15 protein-coding genes are annotated in these 16157 nt (G+C 76.3%); 7 read left to right on the top strand and 8 right to left on the bottom strand.

All coding sequences use genetic code 11. The annotated features are described in order from the left end of the window. Positions 1–8: 8 nt before the first annotated feature. The 3 genes from BM414_RS11595 to BM414_RS11585 all read right to left on the bottom strand — a co-directional run bounded on the left by BM414_RS11595 (position 9) and on the right by BM414_RS11585 (position 3401). Positions 9–224 carry an exodeoxyribonuclease VII small subunit gene (locus BM414_RS11595; protein ID WP_093579609.1) on the bottom strand — a complete coding sequence of 72 codons (216 nt, stop codon included), beginning with the start codon at positions 222–224 and terminating at the stop codon, positions 9–11. Next, positions 221–1441, bottom strand: coding sequence for an exodeoxyribonuclease VII large subunit (gene xseA / locus BM414_RS11590; RefSeq protein WP_093579608.1), 1221 nt, complete (start codon positions 1439–1441; stop codon positions 221–223). The genes BM414_RS11595 and xseA overlap by 4 nt, the downstream gene beginning before the upstream one ends. A 139-nt stretch (positions 1442–1580) precedes the next feature. Beyond that, positions 1581–3401, bottom strand: coding sequence for a hypothetical protein (locus tag BM414_RS11585; RefSeq protein ID WP_093579607.1), 1821 nt, complete (start codon positions 3399–3401; stop codon positions 1581–1583). A 143-nt stretch (positions 3402–3544) separates the two neighbouring features. On the opposite strand from BM414_RS11585, the gene BM414_RS11580 reads away from it, so the two are divergent. After that, a complete protein-coding gene (locus tag BM414_RS11580; protein WP_093579606.1) occupies positions 3545–4501 on the top strand; it encodes a 4-hydroxy-3-methylbut-2-enyl diphosphate reductase in 957 nt (318 codons plus the stop codon). Between the two features lie 66 nt (positions 4502–4567). Here BM414_RS11580 and BM414_RS11575 read toward each other — a convergent pair whose 3' ends face one another. The 4 genes from BM414_RS11575 to BM414_RS11560 all read right to left on the bottom strand — a co-directional run bounded on the left by BM414_RS11575 (position 4568) and on the right by BM414_RS11560 (position 8719). After that, positions 4568–5302 (bottom strand): DUF6542 domain-containing protein, encoded by a 735-nt coding sequence (locus BM414_RS11575; protein WP_093579605.1) that lies wholly within the window; start codon positions 5300–5302, stop codon positions 4568–4570. A gap of 204 nt (positions 5303–5506) precedes the next feature. Next, positions 5507–6604 (bottom strand): DNA recombination protein RmuC, encoded by a 1098-nt coding sequence (locus BM414_RS11570; protein WP_093579604.1) that lies wholly within the window; start codon positions 6602–6604, stop codon positions 5507–5509. A gap of 103 nt (positions 6605–6707) precedes the next feature. Continuing rightward, the gene (locus BM414_RS11565) at positions 6708–7238 is read right to left on the bottom strand and encodes a methylated-DNA--[protein]-cysteine S-methyltransferase (RefSeq protein ID WP_093579603.1); all 531 of its coding nucleotides are present in this window, start codon (positions 7236–7238) and stop codon (positions 6708–6710) included. Continuing rightward, positions 7235–8719: an AlkA N-terminal domain-containing protein gene (locus tag BM414_RS11560; protein ID WP_245784653.1), complete on the bottom strand. Its 1485-nt coding sequence runs from the start codon at positions 8717–8719 to the stop codon at positions 7235–7237. The genes BM414_RS11565 and BM414_RS11560 overlap by 4 nt, the downstream gene beginning before the upstream one ends. Before the next feature lie 188 nt (positions 8720–8907). Between BM414_RS11560 and BM414_RS11555 the strand changes: the two genes are divergently transcribed. From BM414_RS11555 to BM414_RS11545, 3 genes are read left to right on the top strand one after another with little or no spacing between them, the layout of a single operon-like run. After that, entirely contained in the window at positions 8908–10230 is a 1323-nt protein-coding gene (locus tag BM414_RS11555; RefSeq protein WP_175551559.1) for a S8 family serine peptidase, read from the top strand. A gap of 9 nt (positions 10231–10239) precedes the next feature. Beyond that, positions 10240–10485 (top strand): hypothetical protein, encoded by a 246-nt coding sequence (locus BM414_RS11550; RefSeq protein WP_093579601.1) that lies wholly within the window; start codon positions 10240–10242, stop codon positions 10483–10485. 37 nt (positions 10486–10522) lie between these two features. Then, positions 10523–11122 (top strand): hypothetical protein, encoded by a 600-nt coding sequence (locus BM414_RS11545; RefSeq protein ID WP_093579600.1) that lies wholly within the window; start codon positions 10523–10525, stop codon positions 11120–11122. 18 nt (positions 11123–11140) lie between these two features. Here the strand turns inward: BM414_RS11545 and BM414_RS11540 are convergent, their stop codons facing one another. Beyond that, entirely contained in the window at positions 11141–11896 is a 756-nt protein-coding gene (locus tag BM414_RS11540; protein ID WP_093579599.1) for a TetR/AcrR family transcriptional regulator, read from the bottom strand. 93 nt (positions 11897–11989) lie between these two features. On the opposite strand from BM414_RS11540, the gene BM414_RS11535 reads away from it, so the two are divergent. From BM414_RS11535 to BM414_RS11525, 3 genes are all read left to right on the top strand, one after another. Continuing rightward, positions 11990–12955 carry an ABC transporter ATP-binding protein gene (locus tag BM414_RS11535; RefSeq protein ID WP_217644678.1) on the top strand — a complete coding sequence of 322 codons (966 nt, stop codon included), beginning with the start codon at positions 11990–11992 and terminating at the stop codon, positions 12953–12955. Next, the gene (locus tag BM414_RS11530) at positions 12952–13758 is read left to right on the top strand and encodes an ABC transporter permease (RefSeq protein ID WP_093579598.1); all 807 of its coding nucleotides are present in this window, start codon (positions 12952–12954) and stop codon (positions 13756–13758) included. Before BM414_RS11535 ends, BM414_RS11530 begins: the two co-directional genes overlap by 4 nt. 62 nt (positions 13759–13820) lie before the next feature. Next, positions 13821–16079 (top strand): ATP-binding cassette domain-containing protein, encoded by a 2259-nt coding sequence (locus BM414_RS11525; RefSeq protein WP_093579597.1) that lies wholly within the window; start codon positions 13821–13823, stop codon positions 16077–16079. Positions 16080–16157 lie beyond the last annotated feature (78 nt).

Here is a 16157-nt window from a genome sequence, read left to right as displayed (position 1 = left end):
CCGGTCGCTCACTTCTCCTGGTCGCCCGGCGCCGCCGCGGCCAGCCGTTCGCGGGCGCGGTCGAGCCAGTGCCGGCACAGCTCGGCGAGCTGCTCGCCGCGCTCCCAGAGACCGAGTGACTCCTCGAGCGTGAGCCCCCCGGCCTCCAGCCGGCGGACCACGTCGGCCAGCTCCTCGCGGGCCTGCTCGTAGGTCTGCGTCGGCTGCTCGGGTGCATCGCTCACGGGGTCCCATCCTGCCTGTCGACGCGCACCGGCAGCCGGCCGCCCGCGACCCGCACCGACAGCCGCTCGTCGTCGCCCACCTCCCCGGGGTCGCGGACCAGCGCGCCGTCGGCCCGCTGCACCAGCGCGTAGCCGCGCTGCAGCGTCGCCTGCGGGGAGAGGGCGGTGACCCGTGCGCGGGCGTGGTCGAGGTCGCGCTCGGCGGTCTCGACGCGGTGGGTGAGCGTGCGGCGGGCCCGGTCGCGCAGCGCGACGACGTCCTCGGCCCGGCCGTGCAGCAGCCGCTCGGGGTCGGCGAGCACCGGCCGGCTGCGGACCCCCTCCAGCCACCGCTCGGACTGCTCGACGCGCATGGTGACCAGGTGCCGGGCGCGGGCGCGCAGCCCGTCGACCAGTCGCCGCTGCTCGCCGATCTCGGGCACCACGCGGTGGGCGGCGTCGGTGGGGGTGGCCGCGCGGACGTCGGCGACGTGGTCGACCAGCGTGGTGTCGGTCTCGTGGCCGACGGCGGTGACCACCGGGGTGCGGCAGGCGGCGATGGCGCGCACCAGGCCCTCGTCGGAGAAGGGCAGCAGGTCCTCGACCGAGCCGCCGCCGCGGGCGAGGACGATCACCTCGACCTCGGGGTCGCGGTCCAGCCGCTGCAGCCCGTCGATGACCGACGCGGCGGCGTTGACGCCCTGCACCAGGCTGTGGTGGACGGCGAAGCGCACCGCCGGCCAGCGCCGCCGGGCGGTGACCAGCACGTCGCGCTCGGCGGCGGAGTCCTTGCCGGTGACCACGCCGACGACGGCGGGGGCGAACGGCAACGGCCGCTTGCGGGCGGCGTCGAAGAGGCCCTCGGCGGCCAGGAGCTTCCGGATCCGCTCGATGCGGGCGAGCAGCTCACCGAGGCCGACGGCGCGGATCTCGGTGGCGCGCAGCGAGAAGGACCCGCGGGCGATGTAGTAGTCCGGCCGCGCCCGCACGATCACGCGGGCGCCCTCGGTGAGCTCGAGGCCGGGCCGGTCGGCGACGTCGCGGGCGCAGGTGACCGGCACCGACAGGTCGGCGGCCGGGTCGCGCAGGGTGAGGAACACCGTGGCGGCGCCCCGCCGGGAGAGCTGGGCGACCTGCCCCTCGACCCAGACCTCGCCGAGCCGGCCGATCCACTCGGCGACCTTGCGGGCCACCGTGCGCACCGGCCAGGGCGCCTCGGGGGAGGAGGGGGCGGTCATGCGCCCGAGCCTGCCAGCAGGCACCGACGACAGCGGCCCGGGCCCCCGAACGGGGACCCGGGCCACAGCACTGCCGGAACGGCCGCCCTCCAGGGACCCGCGCCGAACCTGCGAGGCGTGGGGAGGGGGTGGTCCTTCGTCAGCCGCGAGGCTGGAGCGGGCTGTTGTCGGCGGCCTGCTGCTCGAGCTTCTCCAGCCGGTTGCGCAGCATGGTGAGGAACGGCGCGCGGGCCCGGGTGGCCTCCTCGTAGGCCAGCAGGTCGGACACCGTGGCCAGCTGGTAGCCGCGCAGCCGGCCGCGCAGCTGGGCGATCGTGAAGGCGTCGTAGCCGTCGATCGGCGCGGCGCCGGCGGCCTGCGAGCCGGACAGCTCGCTGCCGCCCTCGGGGTCGTCGGTGGGCGCGGCCGACGTCTCGCCGACGGCGTCCACGGCGGCACCCTCGGCGATCGCCGCGTCCTCCTCGGCGGTGTCGGTCCCGCCGACGTCAGTGCGCACACCGGTGGCAGCCGCGACGGGCGTGCCGCCCTCGTCGGTGGCCTCGGCAGCGGTGTCCGTGGCGGTGTCCGTGGCGGTGTCCGTGGCGGGCTCCGGCTCGACCACGTCGGTCGCCGCGCCGCTGTCCTCGCCGGGGCCGGGCCCGGCGCCCATCTCCTCGTCGACGCGCGCGTGCTCGTCGGTGACGACGTCGCTGCCCCCGCCGGTCGCAGAGCCCTCGGCAGTGCCGGAGCCCTCGGCAGTGCCGGAGCCCTCGGCAGTGCCGGAGTCCTCGGCAGTGCCGGTGTCCTCGGCAGTGCCGGAGCCCTCGGCAGTGCCGGAGCCCTCGGCAGTGCCGGAGCCCTCGGCAGTGCCGGCGTCCTCAGCGGTGCTCTCGGCGGCGCCGGTGGACTCCGCGCCGCCGTCCTCGGGGGCGGCGACGCCCTCGTCGGTGACGGTGCCCTCGACCGTGGCGATCCCGCCGTCCGGCGTGAGGACGTCGACCTCCGTGGCGGCGTCCTCGGTTGCGCCGGACTCCGCGTCCTCACCCAGCACGCCCGCGTCCGGGGCGGTCCCGGTGCCGGCGTCGGCCGGGCTGTCGGCCGGGGCGCTGTCGGCCAGGCCGATGTCGGTGTCGGCGACGCCGGAGTCGGCGGCGTCGGGGATCGTCGTGTCGTCGCTGCCGACGTCGGGCGCGCCGGCGAGCTCGCCGACGGGGGAGCCGCCGGGGTCGCTCGCGGCCGGGGTGTCGTCGAGGGTGTCGGTGCCCGCGGGGGCGTCGGTGCCCTGGGCCTCGAGCAGCGCGCTCTCCAGGGCGTCCTCGGCGGTCAGCGCGGAGTCGGCGGCGTCCAGCGCGGACTCGGCCTCCTCGGCGCCCTGGACCAGGTCGGTGACGTCCTCGACCGCGGCGACGACCGAGGCCGGCGACGGGTCCTGCGGCAGCCCGGCGAGCTCGTCGTCGACCAGGCCGGCGGCGTCGGTGTCGACGTCGATCTCCATGACGTCGACACCGGTGAGCTGTGCGACGGCGTCGGTCTCGTCCAGCGCGGCGGCGGTGTCCTCGACGGCGGCCACGACCGCGTCGGCGGCCGGGTCGTCGGTGAGGGTCGCGACCCCGGCGTCGGAGACGTCGTCGGACAGGCCGTCACCGACGGTGTCGACGTCGGGAGCGCGGTCGAACGCGGAGTTGTGCAGCACGTCGATCGGCTGCGCCACGAGGGGGGCGCCGCCGGCGGCCGCGTCCTCCTCGTCGTCGAAGGTGGCCAGGCCGGGCTCGCGGTAACCGCGCAGCCCGGTGAGGACCTCGTCGCCGCGGGCGACCAGTCCCGACCACTGCTGCTGGAACTTCATCGCCGTCTGCAGGGCCAGGCCGATGAGGCGCACCGGCAGTCCCGGCAACGTCGAGGGCAGCCGGAGGGCCTCGTCCAGGACGGTGGCGGCCAGACCGGCGGCGGCACGGATCGGCTCGGGGATCTCACGGGACATGACCCCAGCCTGCCGCAGGGCGCGCGGAACGGCAGCGTGGCCCCGGAGGCAGACACCCGGTCGGGCGGCGCTGCACGCTGACGGCGTGTCGAGGGTCTCGTCGGGAGCCCGGCAGCCGACGGCGCGCCACCTACGATGGGTGCATGGCTGATCAGCGCGGACGGGTCCTGCTGGCCGATCCCCGGGGCTACTGCGCCGGTGTCGACCGGGCGGTGGTGGCCGTCGAGCGGGCGCTGGAGATCCACGGCGCACCGGTCTACGTCCGCAAGCAGATCGTCCACAACAAGCACGTGGTGGCCACCCTCGAGCGGCGCGGCGCGGTGTTCGTCGACGAGACCGACGAGGTGCCCGAGGGCTCGGTCGTCGTCTTCAGCGCCCACGGCGTCTCCCCGGCGGTGCACCAGGAGGCCGCCGCGCGGCAGCTGCGCACCATCGACGCCACCTGCCCGCTGGTGACCAAGGTGCACCAGGAGGCCAAGCGGTTCGCCCGCGACGACTACGACATCCTGCTGATCGGCCACCGCGGCCACGAGGAGGTCGAGGGCACCGCCGGTGAGGCGCCGTCGCACATCCAGCTCGTCGACGGCGCCGACGACGTCGCCACCGTCCAGGTGCGCGACCCCGAGAAGGTCGTGTGGCTGTCGCAGACCACGCTCTCGGTCGACGAGACCCTGGCCACGGTGGACCAGCTGAAGAACCGCTTCCCCGGCCTGCAGTCCCCGCCCAGTGACGACATCTGCTACGCCACGCAGAACCGTCAGCAGGCGGTGAAGCAGATGGCCGCCGAGTGCGACCTGGTGATCGTCGTCGGCTCGACCAACTCGTCGAACTCGGTGCGGCTGGTGGAGGTGGCCCTCGAGGCCGGCGCCCGCGCCGCGCACCTGGTCGACTACGCCGCCGAGATCGACCCGGCGTGGCTCGAGGGCGTGGGCACGGTCGGCGTCACGAGCGGCGCGTCGGTGCCCGAGGTGCTGGTCAGCGAGGTGCTCGACTGGCTCGCCGCCCGCGACTACCCCGACGTCGAGACGGTGAAGGCCGCCGAGGAGCGCCTGGTCTTCGCGCTCCCGCACGAGCTGCGCCCCGGCCGCACCGCCCGGTAGCGGCGCCGCGAGACGACGCGAGCCCCCCTCCCGGCCGGGAGGGGGGCTCGCTGTCCGTCGTGGGGGTCAGCGCCGGGCGGCCCAGCGGACGATCGCCAGCACCAGGGCGACGCCGGTGGCGACGGCCATCGTGGGGAAGCCGCGGATGAGGACGGTCGCGAGCGTCGGCAGGGTGAACGAGGCCGACGGCGCGAGGCCGATGTTGACCAGGGCGACCGCGACGAAGACCAGCGGCGGGGCGACGACGACCGTGAGCAGGTCGCGGCGGCGGACCAGGAGCGTGGCGACGGCGGTGGCCGCGACCAGCGTGACGAGGGTCAGCGTGCCCAGGCCCACGCCGAGGAACGAGTCGATGGCGCCGCCGGCGAGCGTGATGACGAAGACGCCGAGGACGGCGAGCACCCCGCGCAGCCGGCTGCCGGCGGCGGGCTCGGCGGCGGCCCGCTCGGCCGCGCGGCCGGCCGGCCGCGCACCACGGGGGCGAGAGGGCGCAGCGGCCCCCGCGCGGTCGCCGAGCGGGTGGACGCCGGGGTGGGGGGCGCGCTGCTGGGCGGGACGCGCCGGGGGGCGGGCCTCGGCGGCGGGGCGGCCGTAGCCGCTGCTGCTGGACCCGGAGCCGCGGCCGGTGCCGCCTCCGCCGGGACGGCTGCGCGGCGGGGGCGGCGGCACGGGCGGGAGGCCCATGCGCATCGAGCGGTCCGGGCCGGTCGCGTCGGGATGCGCGGCCCGCGGGACGGCGTAGGGGCGCTGGCCGCCCACTCCGCTGTCCCGCCAGGTGTCGGCTGTGCTCGCCGAGGCCATGGCGTACCTCCCCGTCCGGACGCTCCGGCCCGCCACGGGCCGCTGTCGGTCCTCACGGTAGCGACGGAGGGGTCTGCTGCGGGGAACGTGGAGGTCCCGACTCGCGACAGGTCGCCGTGTCGATTTGGCAACTCTCGGTGAGCCCCGGGGCTGGTGTGGCGGACGGTGCCTCCCGAGCCCAGCGGGAGCGCCGTCCGGACGCGCTCAGCCGCCGTCGGTGAGCCGCCAGCGCCGCGGCGCGTCGTCGTCGGCCTGGGGGAGCTGCGGCGCGTCCTCGCCGGCCGGCCGTAGTTGCCGCACGACCGCCTCGACCGGCTGCGGCGTGGGCACCGGCGCCTCGCCGACCCCGAGGTCGTCGAAGCGGCGGGCGGCGGCGAGCACCGAGCGCTCGTAGGAGCCGACCGTCTCGTTGTAGCGGGTCAGCGTGGAGCCCAGCGCGGAGCCGAGCCGGGTCAGGTGGCCCGACAGCGTGGTCAGCCGCGCGTGCAGCCGGCGGCCCACCTCGATGACCTGGTCGGCGTCGCGGGCCAGCCGCTCCTGCCGCCAGGAGTGCGCCACGGTGCGCAGCAGGGCGAGCAGCGTGCTGGGCGTGGCGATGACGACGTCGCGGCCGAAGCCGTACTCGAGAAGGGTCGGCTCGGCCTCCAGCGCGGTGGTGAGGAAGCCGTCGGAGGGGACGAACAGGACGGTGAACGGCGCCGCGGGCCGGAAGGCGGTGGGGTAGCGGCGGGCGGCCAGCTGGTCGACGTGGGTGCGCAGCTGCCGGGCGTGGGCGGCGATCCGCTGGTCCCGGACGGCCTGGTCGGTGGCCTGCACCGCCTCGATGTAGCCGGTGAAGGGGACCTTCGCGTCGACGACGACCTGCCGGCCGTCGGAGAGGGTGACCACGAGGTCGGGCCGCACGCCGGCGCCCTCGTCGTTGGTGGAGGACGGCTGCTCGACGAAGTCGCAGTGCTCGAGCAGGCCGGCCACCTCGACCACCCGGCGCAGCTGGACCTCGCCCCAGCGGCCGCGGACGTGCGGCGTGCGCAGCGCGGTGACCAGCGCCGCGGTCTCCTGGCGCAGCAGCGCGCTGGTCTGCCCGACGGTGCCCATCTGCTCGCGCAGCTCGCCGTGCGCGGTGGCGCGGTCGCGCTCGATGCCGGCCAGCAGCCGGTGCAGGTGGTCCAGCGACTCGTGCAGCGGCTCGAGGCCGTCGTCGGTCGGCCGGCGCCGGGCCAGCAGTGCCACCACCCCGAGCGCCACGGCCGTTCCGAGCAGTACCCCGAGGAGCAGGCCGAGCAGGAGCGAGGCGGCGTCCACCGGATCAGGGTGCAGGACGGCACCGACAACTCCCGGGAGGCGCAGGCATAGGAAGCGATCCGCACGTCCCGGGGCGCGGGACGTGCGGATCGCTTCCTATGCCTCAGACGGGGACGGGGGCGTGCTCGGCCTCGTGGTCGAGCAGCCAGCGCTTGACCGGCGTGCCCCAGCGGAACCCGCCCAGGCCGCCGTCGGAGCCGAGCACCCGGTGGCACGGGACGAACAGCGCGGCGGCGTTGCGGGCGCAAGCGTTGGCCGCCGCCCGCACGGCCGAGGGGCGCCCGCACCGTGCGGCGAACGCGGCGTAGGTGTCCGGCTGCCCGGGCGGCACGGTCCGCAGCACCTCCCAGGCGTCCTCGAGGAACGGCCCGGAGCGCTGCCGCACCGGGATGTCGTCGATCGCGCCGAGGTCGCCGGCGGCGTGCGCCTCGACCGCGTCCAGGACGGGCAGGTGCTCGGCCCGCTCGACCCAGGTGGGCCGCAGCGCCCGGTGGACGACGGGCAGCAGCTCGGTGACGTCGTCGGTCCACCCCGCGGCCAGGACGACGTCGCCGCCGTCGGGTCCGGGAGTGACGACGACGGTGAAGGGGCCCGGTGGGGTGGCCACCGTGGCGAAGCGGGCGGACGGGGTCATGACGCACTCCGATCAGCGGGGGAGCGGGTGAACAGTGTGGGGGCGGCGAGCGCCCAGAGGTGCATCGCGGCGTACGAGCGCCACGGCCGCCAGCGGGTGGCGGCCTCGGCGTCGGAGCTGCCGAGGGAGGCCAGCGCGCGGCGCAGCGCGAGGTCACCGGGCAGCCACACGTCGGGGTCGCCGAGGCCGCGCATGACCACCAGCGACGCCGTCCACGGGCCGATGCCGGGCAGCGCCAGCAGGTCGCGGGCGACCGCCTCGCGGTCGCACCCCGGGTCCAGGACGACGCGGCCCTCGGCCATGGCGGCGGCCAGGCCGCCCAGCGTGCGGCGTCGGGCGCCCGTGAGGCCGACGGCGGACAGGTCGGCGTCGGCCAGCGCCTCTGGTCTCGGGAAGGCGTGGGTGAGGGTGCCGACCGGCTCGGCGAGCGGCGTCCCGGCCAGCGTCAGGACCCGCGCGGTCAGCGTGCGGGCACCGGCCACCGAGACCTGCTGGCCGAGCACCGCGCGCACCGCCGACTCCGGGCCGTCGGGCGAGGCGGGCACCCGCCGGCCCGGCGCGCCGGCCACCAGGGGCGCCAGCGCGGGGTCGACCCCGAGGACCTCGTCGACGGCGGTGGGGTCGGCGTCGAGGTCGAGCAGCCGCCGGCAGCGGGGGACGGCGGCTCGCAGGTCGCGCAGGTCGGTGAGCAGCAGCCGGGCGGTCACCGCGGGGCCGCCGTCGGGCGCGGGGGAGAGGCGGACGACGCCGGGCCCGGCGGGCAGGTCGAGCACCCGCGAGAACGTCGTCCCGTCCCACTCCTCGAGGCCCGGGACGGCGTGCGCGCCGAGGAAGTGCAGCACCTCGGCGGCGTCGAACGGGGCGCGGGCGGCCAGCCGCAGGGTCAGCCAGCCCGGTGTCCCGCCGTCGCTGCCGGGCCGGCAGTGGCGCAGCTCTGACGGCGTGCAGGCGAAGACCTCGCGGACGGTGTCGTTGAACTGCCGGATGCTGGCGAACCCGGCCGCGAAGGCGACGTCGGCCATCGGCAGGTCCGTGGTCTCGACGAGCACCCGGGCGGTCTGCGCGCGCTGGGCGCGGGCCACGGCGAGCGGGCCGACGCCGAGCTCACCGACCAGCAGGCGGTGCACCTGCCGCTCGGAGTAGCCCAGCCGCGCGGCCAGCCCGGGGACGCCGGAGCGCTCGACCTCGCCGTCGGCGATCAGCCGCATGGCACGGGCGACGACGTCGGCGCGCACGTCCCACTCGGGTGACCCCGGGACGGCGTCGGGCCGGCAGCGGCGGCAGGCCCGGTAGCCCGCTGCCTGGGCGCCGGCGGCGCTGCCGAAGAAGGAGACGTTGACGGCGGCCGGCGTGCGGGCCGGGCACGAGGGGCGGCAGTAGATGCCGGTGGTGCGCACCGCGGTGAAGAACCAGCCGTCGAAGCGGGCGTCGCGGCTGGCGACCGCGCGGTAGCAGCGTTCGGCGTCGATCGAGGAGAGCACGCACCGAGCATGGCACCGCACGGGAGGCCTGACTGGCGGTTTCCGGACGCCACCGTGGCGCCGTCCGGTTCGCATCTGTCACCCCCGCGCTACAGACTGCTGCCACCGCCGGGACCCGTCCCCGGCGGCTGGGGGGACGGCGGGGAGACCGCCGGGCTCCCCACCCGCGCCGTCGTCGAGGGGGAGCCGTGATCGATCCGCCTACTGCCGCCCGCCCGCCCCGCGTGCCGGGGGCGCAGACCACCGGCCGGCAGGTCGTCGTCTTCGCCGACGCGGCCGACGAGCCGGTGGACTGGTCGGCGGCCGGGATCTCCGACGTCGCCGACTCCCGCGACTTCGCCTCCGGCCGGGTCCCCGCCCAGGCGATGCGCGACGCCGGTGCCACGGTGTTCGCCCGGCTGGGCATCGCGGTCGTCGCCGCGGGCCCCGACCAGGTGGCCGCCCTGCGCGGTGCGCGACGGCCGGTGCTGTCGGTGTCGCCCGAGCTGGTCCACCACGTCCTGCCCGAGGACCCGTCGGCCTACGTCCGGGGCTACCGCGACGGCGTCGCCGACCTCGCCGCCCGGCTGGCCGGCGCGCCGGTGCCAGGTGAGGAGCCCCCGCTGCCGCCCCCGTTCGAGGACACCGCGGCGGCCACCTGGGGCATCCAGGCGGTGCAGGCGACGACGTCGCCGTTCACCGGGCAGGGCATCCGGGTCGCCGTCCTCGACACCGGGCTGGACCTGCAGCACCCCGACTTCGCCGGCCGGACGGTGACCGCGGAGTCGTTCGTGACCGGGGTGGACAGCGCACAGGACGGCCACGGCCACGGCACCCACTGCACCGGCACCGCCTGCGGCCCGCGGGTGCCCCCGGCCGGGCCGCGCTACGGCGTCGCGTCGGACGCGGAGGTCTTCGTCGGCAAGGTGCTCAGCGACGAGGGCAGCGGCGACGACGGCGGCATCCTGGCCGGCATCGACTGGGCGGTCGCCAACGGCTGCGCGGTGATCTCGATGTCGCTGGGCGCCGACGTCGCCGAGGCGCACCCGCCCTACTCCGCGGCCGGCCGGCGGGCGCTGGAGCAGGGGTCGCTGATCGTGGCCGCGGCCGGCAACAACGCCGACCGGGAGAACGGGGAGTTCGGCTTCGTCGGCGCGCCGGCCAACAGCGTGGAGATCCTGGCCGTGGGGGCACTGGACCCCCGGCTGACCACCGCCTGGTTCTCCGCGCGCAGCCTGCCGGTACCCGGCGGGGAGGTGGACGTGGCCGCGCCGGGCGTGGACGTGCTGTCGACCTGGCCGATGCCCGACCGGTACAACACGATCAGCGGTACCAGCATGGCCACGCCGCACGTCGCCGGGCTGGCCGCGCTCTGGGCCGAGGCCACCGGCCGCCGCGGCTTCGAGCTCTGGGCCACGCTCACCCAGGCCGGCCGGCGGCTGACCGAGCCGTCGGTCGACGTGGGCAGCGGCCTGGTGCTCGCGCCGCAGGAGGGCGCCGGGACGGTCTCCGGGCGGTCCCGGAGGGCGTAGCCTCCCGCCATGGTGTCCCCGCTGGCGCGGTTCAGCGTGACCGTCGACGACGGCCACCTCTCCGAGCTGGACTCGGTCGCCTCCGCCCTGCGCGACTCCGGCATGGAGGTCGAGCGGGTCCTCGGCACGCTCGGCGTCATCACCGGCCAGGCCCCCGCCGACGCGCGCCCGTCGCTGCTGGCCGTCCCGGGTGTCACGTCGGTCGACGAGCAGCTGCGCGTCCAGCTCCCCCCGCCGGACGCGTCCGTCCAGTAGCGGGGACCCCTGGGGTGCGCCGTCCGTTGGACCGGGTGTGCACACACCCGGGCTCGCCTCGCACCGCCGGCAGCTCGTCGCGCTCGGAGCCGTCCTCCTCGTGCTGCTCGCGGCGTTCCTGGTGGTGCGCCAGGTGACCGCGGACCCACCGCGCTCCGCGGAGTGCGCGGCCGCGGGACCCGGTGTGCGGATCGACCCGGCCACCGTGCCGGAGGGCCCGGTCGCCGGCTACGGAGGTGAGCAGCTGGCCAACGCCGCGGCGATCGTCAACGCGGCCGAGGCGCTCGGGCTGGACACCTGCGCGCAGGTGGTCGGCGTCATGACCGCGATGGGGGAGTCCTCGCTGCTCGTCCTCGACCGCGGCGACGCCGTCGGCCCGGACTCCCGCGGGCTGTTCCAGCAGCGGGACAACGGCGCCTGGGGCAGCTACGCCGACCGGATGGACCCGACCACCAGCGCCACCAACTTCTTCCTGGCGCTGCAGGAGGTCCCCGACTGGCAGGCGCTGCCGCCGACGATCGCCGCGCACCGCACGCAGCGCAACGCCGACCCCTACCACTACGAGCGCTACTGGGACGCCGCCGTCGAGGTGGTCGGCGCGCTGGCCGGCCGGCCGGTCCTGGACGCGGAGGTCTGAGGTCGCGGGCGCCGGGGCTCAGCGCTCGACGAGCACCGCGATCCCGTCGAGCAGCCGCGCCAGCCCGAACTCGAACGACCGCTCGGGGGAGTAGCCGCCCAGCTCCGGGCCGGCGACGGGGCCGACCCGCGCCGCGGTGGGGAACCGCTCGGGGTCGAAGACCTTGTCGACGTGCGGCTCGGTGGCCGCCCACCACTCGTCCTCGGTGAGCCCGGAGTCCCGCTCGGCCGCGGCCTTCTCGTGCAGGCCGCCGACGGTGCCGCGGACGAAGCCGCCGACCAGCGTGAGCACCAGCTCCATCTCCACCTCGGACAGGCCCAGGCCGTCGACGGCGGTCAGCTCCAGCTCGTACTTGCGCATCAGGTTGGGCCCCAGGATCGGCCGGCCGGCGCCCACGGAGGCGGCCCAGGGGTGCCGCACGTAGAGGTCCCAGTTGGCCCGGGCGACGCTGGTCAGCCGGTCGCGCCACTCACCGGCCGGTGGCTCCGGGTAGACCTCGCCCAGCACGGCGTCGTGCATCAGGTCGACCAGCTCGCCCTTGCCCGGGACGTGCGTGTAGAGCGTCATCGCGCCGACGCCGAGCTCGCCGGCCAGCCGCCGCATCGTGACGGCGGGCAGGCCCTCGCGGTCGGCCAGGTCGACCGCGGCGGCCACGATCCGGTCGACGTCCAGCCCGGCGCGCGGGCCGGGCCGCCGCTCGACGTCGCCGCCGGTCCGCCAGAGCAGGTCCATGGTGCGGGCCGGGCTCCCGCCCGTCGCGGACTCCGTCGCCATGACCCCAGCCTCCTCCAGGCGCTTGCACGACCGTCTCCGTACGGCGTACGGTGTCGGCGTCCCGGCAACGTCGTACGGTGTACGGAGGTAGCGGTGGGAGCATCGGTGGAGATCCGCGGTCTGGTCAAGTGGTACGGCGGGAGGGCGGTCCTCGACGGGGTGGACCTCGACGTCGCGCCCGGTTCGGTCTGCGCGCTGCTGGGCCCCAACGGTGCCGGCAAGACCACGGCGGTGCGGATCGCGACCACGCTGCTGCGGCCCGACGGGGGGCGGGTGGAGGTCGCCGGCGTCGACGTCGTCGCCCGGCCACGCGAGGTGCGCCGCCGGATCGGCACGGTGGGCCAGCAGGCGACGGTCGACGAGGTGCTCGGAGCCCGGCAGAACCTCGTGCTCTTCGGGCGGCTGCACCACCTCGACCGCGCCACCGCCCGGCGGCGCGCCGGGGAGCTCCTGGCGCAGGTGGGCCTGCCCGACACCGGCGCTCAGCCGGTCCGGGAGTTCTCCGGTGGCATGCGCCGCCGGCTGGACATCGCCGCGGCGCTGGTGCTCGCCCCGCAGGTCCTCTTCCTCGACGAGCCGACCACCGGGCTGGACCCGGCCGGGCGTCGTGACGTGTGGGCCGCGGTCCGCGACCTCGTCGCGGGCGGGACGACGGTGCTGCTCACGACCCAGTACCTGGAGGAGGCCGAGCGGCTGGCCGACCAGGTGTCCGTGCTCGACGGCGGCCGGGTGGTCGCGTCGGGCGCCCCGCGGGAGCTGACGGCGGCCATCGGCGGCGACCGGCTGGAACTGGTCGTCACCGACCCGGCCCGCGCGGCGGAGGCCGCGGCCCTGGCCGAGCGGGTGGCGGCCGGGCCACCGGTCCCGGACCGGAGGGGCGAGGGGGCGCGCCTGACCGTGCCGGTCTCCCGGCGGGCCGGCGTGGTCGGGAACGTGGTCCGCGCGCTCGACGAGGCCGGCATCGGCGTCGCCGACCTGGTGCTGCGGCCCACCACGCTCGACGAGGCGTACCTGCGCATCACCGGCCGGGACCGCGTGGCCGAGGAGGTGCCGGCATGACGACGGTCGCGCGGGAGCCCGGCGGGCGGCTGCGCTGGGCCGTCACCGACGCACTCACCGTCGCCGGGCGGGACGTCGCCCACTGGCGGCGGCAACCGGCCGGGCTGGTGGTCGGGCTGCTGTTCCCGGTGCTGCTGATGGTGGTCTTCGTGTACCTGCTCGGCGGCGGCATCGCCGTCCCCGGCGGCAGCTACCGCGACTTCATGGTCCCGGGGATGCTCGCCCTGGTCATGCTCTTCGGGCTCGAGGGCACGATGACCGCCGTCGTCACCGACACCCAGCGCGGGGTGACCGACCGGTTCCGGGCGCTGCCGATGGCGCAGTCGGCCGTGGTGACCGGCCGCTGCCTGGCCGACCTCGCGGCCTCGGTCGCCGGCCTCGCGCTCGTCGCCCTCGCCGGGCTCGCGATGGGCTGGCGCCCGGACCCCGGTCCCGGCGTCGTGACCGCGGTCGGCCTGCTGCTGCTCCTGCGCGTCGGGTTCCTGTGGGTCGGCATCTGGCTGGGGCTGCTGGCCCGGGACCCCTCGCTGGTCGCCGCCGTGCAGATCCTCATCTGGCCGTTCGCCTTCCTCTCCAACGTCTTCGTCCCGGTCTCCTCGATGCCGGGCTGGCTCGGGACCCTGGCGGCGTGGAACCCGGTGGCGGCGACGGTGACCGCCGTCCGGGAGCTGACCGGCGTCCCGGTCTCCGACGACGGGTGGGCGACCGAGCACGCGACGCTGCTCGCCGTCGCCTGGCCGGTCGTGCTGACGGCGGTGTTCGCCGCGCTCAGCGTGCGCCGGTGGCAGGGGCTGTCCCGGTGACGCCGCTCAGTTCCGGCGGCCGGGACGGTCGGAGGGAGGACGGCGTCGGAGGGAGCGGGTCGGTGGACGGGTACGGCGCGATCGAGGTGCGCGGCGCGCGGGAGAACAACCTGCGCGACGTGTCGCTGGACATCCCCAAGCGGGCGCTCACGGTGGTCACCGGGGTGTCGGGGTCGGGCAAGTCCTCGCTGGTCTTCGACACGGTCGCGGCCGAGTCGCAGCGGCTGATCAACGAGACGTACTCGGCGTTCGCGCAGAACTTCCTGCCCCACCACGGCCGGCCCGACGTCGACTCGATGGCCAACCTGTCGGCGGCGATCGTCGTCGACCAGGCGCGCATGGGGGCCAACGCCCGGTCCACCGTGGGGACGGCGACCGACGCGGCCGCACTGCTGCGCATCCTCTACTCCCGTGCCGGGGAGCCGCGGGTCTGGCCGGCCAGCGCGCTGTCGTTCAACGACCCCGCCGGCATGTGCCCGGAGTGCGAGGGGCTGGGCCGCTCGACGCAGTGGGACCTCGACGCGCTGTTCGACACGAGCAGGAGCCTGGACGAGGACCCGATCCGGTTCCCCGGCCACGGGAAGGACTCCTGGCCCTGGACGATCATCGCCGACTCGGGGTTCTTCGACCGGGGGAAGGCGCTGCGCGACTACACCGACGACGAGTGGCGGCAGCTGCTGTGGGGCGAGGAGGTCAAGCTCCGCTACGGGAAGATGAACCTCACCTACCAGGGCCTGCTGGTGCGCATGACCCGGTCGTTCCTCACCAAGGACCCGGCCGAGCTGCAGCCGCACGTCCGGAAGGCCGTCGAGCGGACCACCACGTCCGGGCCGTGCACCGCCTGCGGGGGCAGCCGGCTCGACCAGGCCGCGCGCGAGTGCCGCATCGACGGCGTCTCGATCGCCGACTGCGGCGGGATGCAGATCGACGACCTGCTGGTGTTCGTCCGCCGGGTGCGGCTGCCGGCGGTGCAGCAGGTCCTCGACGGCCTCGCCGCGCTGCTCGGCGACCTGGTGCACATCGGCCTGGGCCACCTCAGCCTCGACCGGTCCAGCGCGTCGCTGTCGGGCGGGGAGTCGCAGCGGGTCCGCATGGTCCGCCACCTGGGCTCGAGCCTCACGGACATCACCTACGTCTTCGACGAGCCGACCGTCGGGCTGCACGCCCACGACGTCCAGCGGCTCGACGAGCTGCTGCTGCGGCTGCGCGACAAGGGCAACACGGTGATCGTCGTCGAACACGAGCCGGCGACGATCGCGATCGCCGACCACGTCGTCGACATGGGCCCGGGTGCCGGCACGCACGGCGGGCACGTGGTCTACGAGGGCGACGTCGCGGGGCTGCGCCGCTCGGGCACGCTCACCGGCCGGCACCTCGACCGCGGGCGCCCGCTCGACCGCACGCCGCGCACCGCCACCGGGGCCCTGCGGATCGACTCGGCCCGGCTGCACAACCTGCGCGACGTCACCGTCGACGTCCCCACCGGCGTCCTCACCGGCGTCACCGGGGTGGCGGGGTCGGGCAAGAGCTCGCTGGTCCTCGGCTGCCTGCCGCGGCAGCACCCCGACGTCGTGGTGGTCGACCAGAAGCTCTCCTGCGGGTCGAGCCGGTCGAACACCGCCACGTGGACGGGGATCCTCGAGCCGGTCCGCAAGGCGTTCGCCAAGGCCAACGGCGTCAAGCCCGCGCTGTTCAGCGCCAACTCCGAGGGCGCCTGCCCGGAGTGCAAGGGCCTGGGGCTGATCTACACCGACCTGGTGCACCTCGACACCGCGGTGAGCGTCTGCGAGCGGTGCGAGGGCCGCCGGTTCACCGACGAGGTGCTGTCCTACCGGCTGCGCGGGAAGGACGTCAGCGAGGTGCTGGCGATGACCGTCGACGAGGCGCGCGGCTTCCTCACCGAGAAGCAGGTGCAGCCGGTGCTGGCCGCGTTGGCCGACGTCGGGCTGCCCTACCTCACCCTCGGCCAGCCGCTGTCCACGCTGTCCGGCGGCGAGCGGCAGCGGCTCAAGCTCGCCGTCGAGATGACCGGCGAGGCGACCGTCTACGTCCTCGACGAGCCCACCACCGGCCTGCACATGGACGACGTCGACCGGCTCGTCGGGCTGCTGCACCGGCTGGTCGACGCCGGCCGCACGGTGGTCGTCGTCGAGCACGACCTCGACGTCGTCGCCTCGGCCGACTGGGTCATCGACCTCGGCCCCGGCGCCGGTCACGACGGCGGGCGCGTCGTCTTCGAGGGGCCGCCGGCCGCCCTGGCCGCCTCCGGGACGCTGACGGGGCAGCACCTGGCCGCCTACTCCGGAGCCCGGGCGGCCTGACCGGCGGACGGCCGCCGTCCACCGACCGGTGGACGGCGCACCCACCGCGAGACCGTCCCGGCCGGGGCCGCGCGCCGA

It is taken from the genome of Geodermatophilus amargosae (assembly GCF_900116515.1).
Lineage (GTDB): Bacteria > Actinomycetota > Actinomycetes > Mycobacteriales > Geodermatophilaceae > Geodermatophilus > Geodermatophilus amargosae.
The sequence above is the reverse complement of the archived record's forward strand: the minus strand, read 5'-3'. Positions and strand labels throughout refer to the sequence as shown.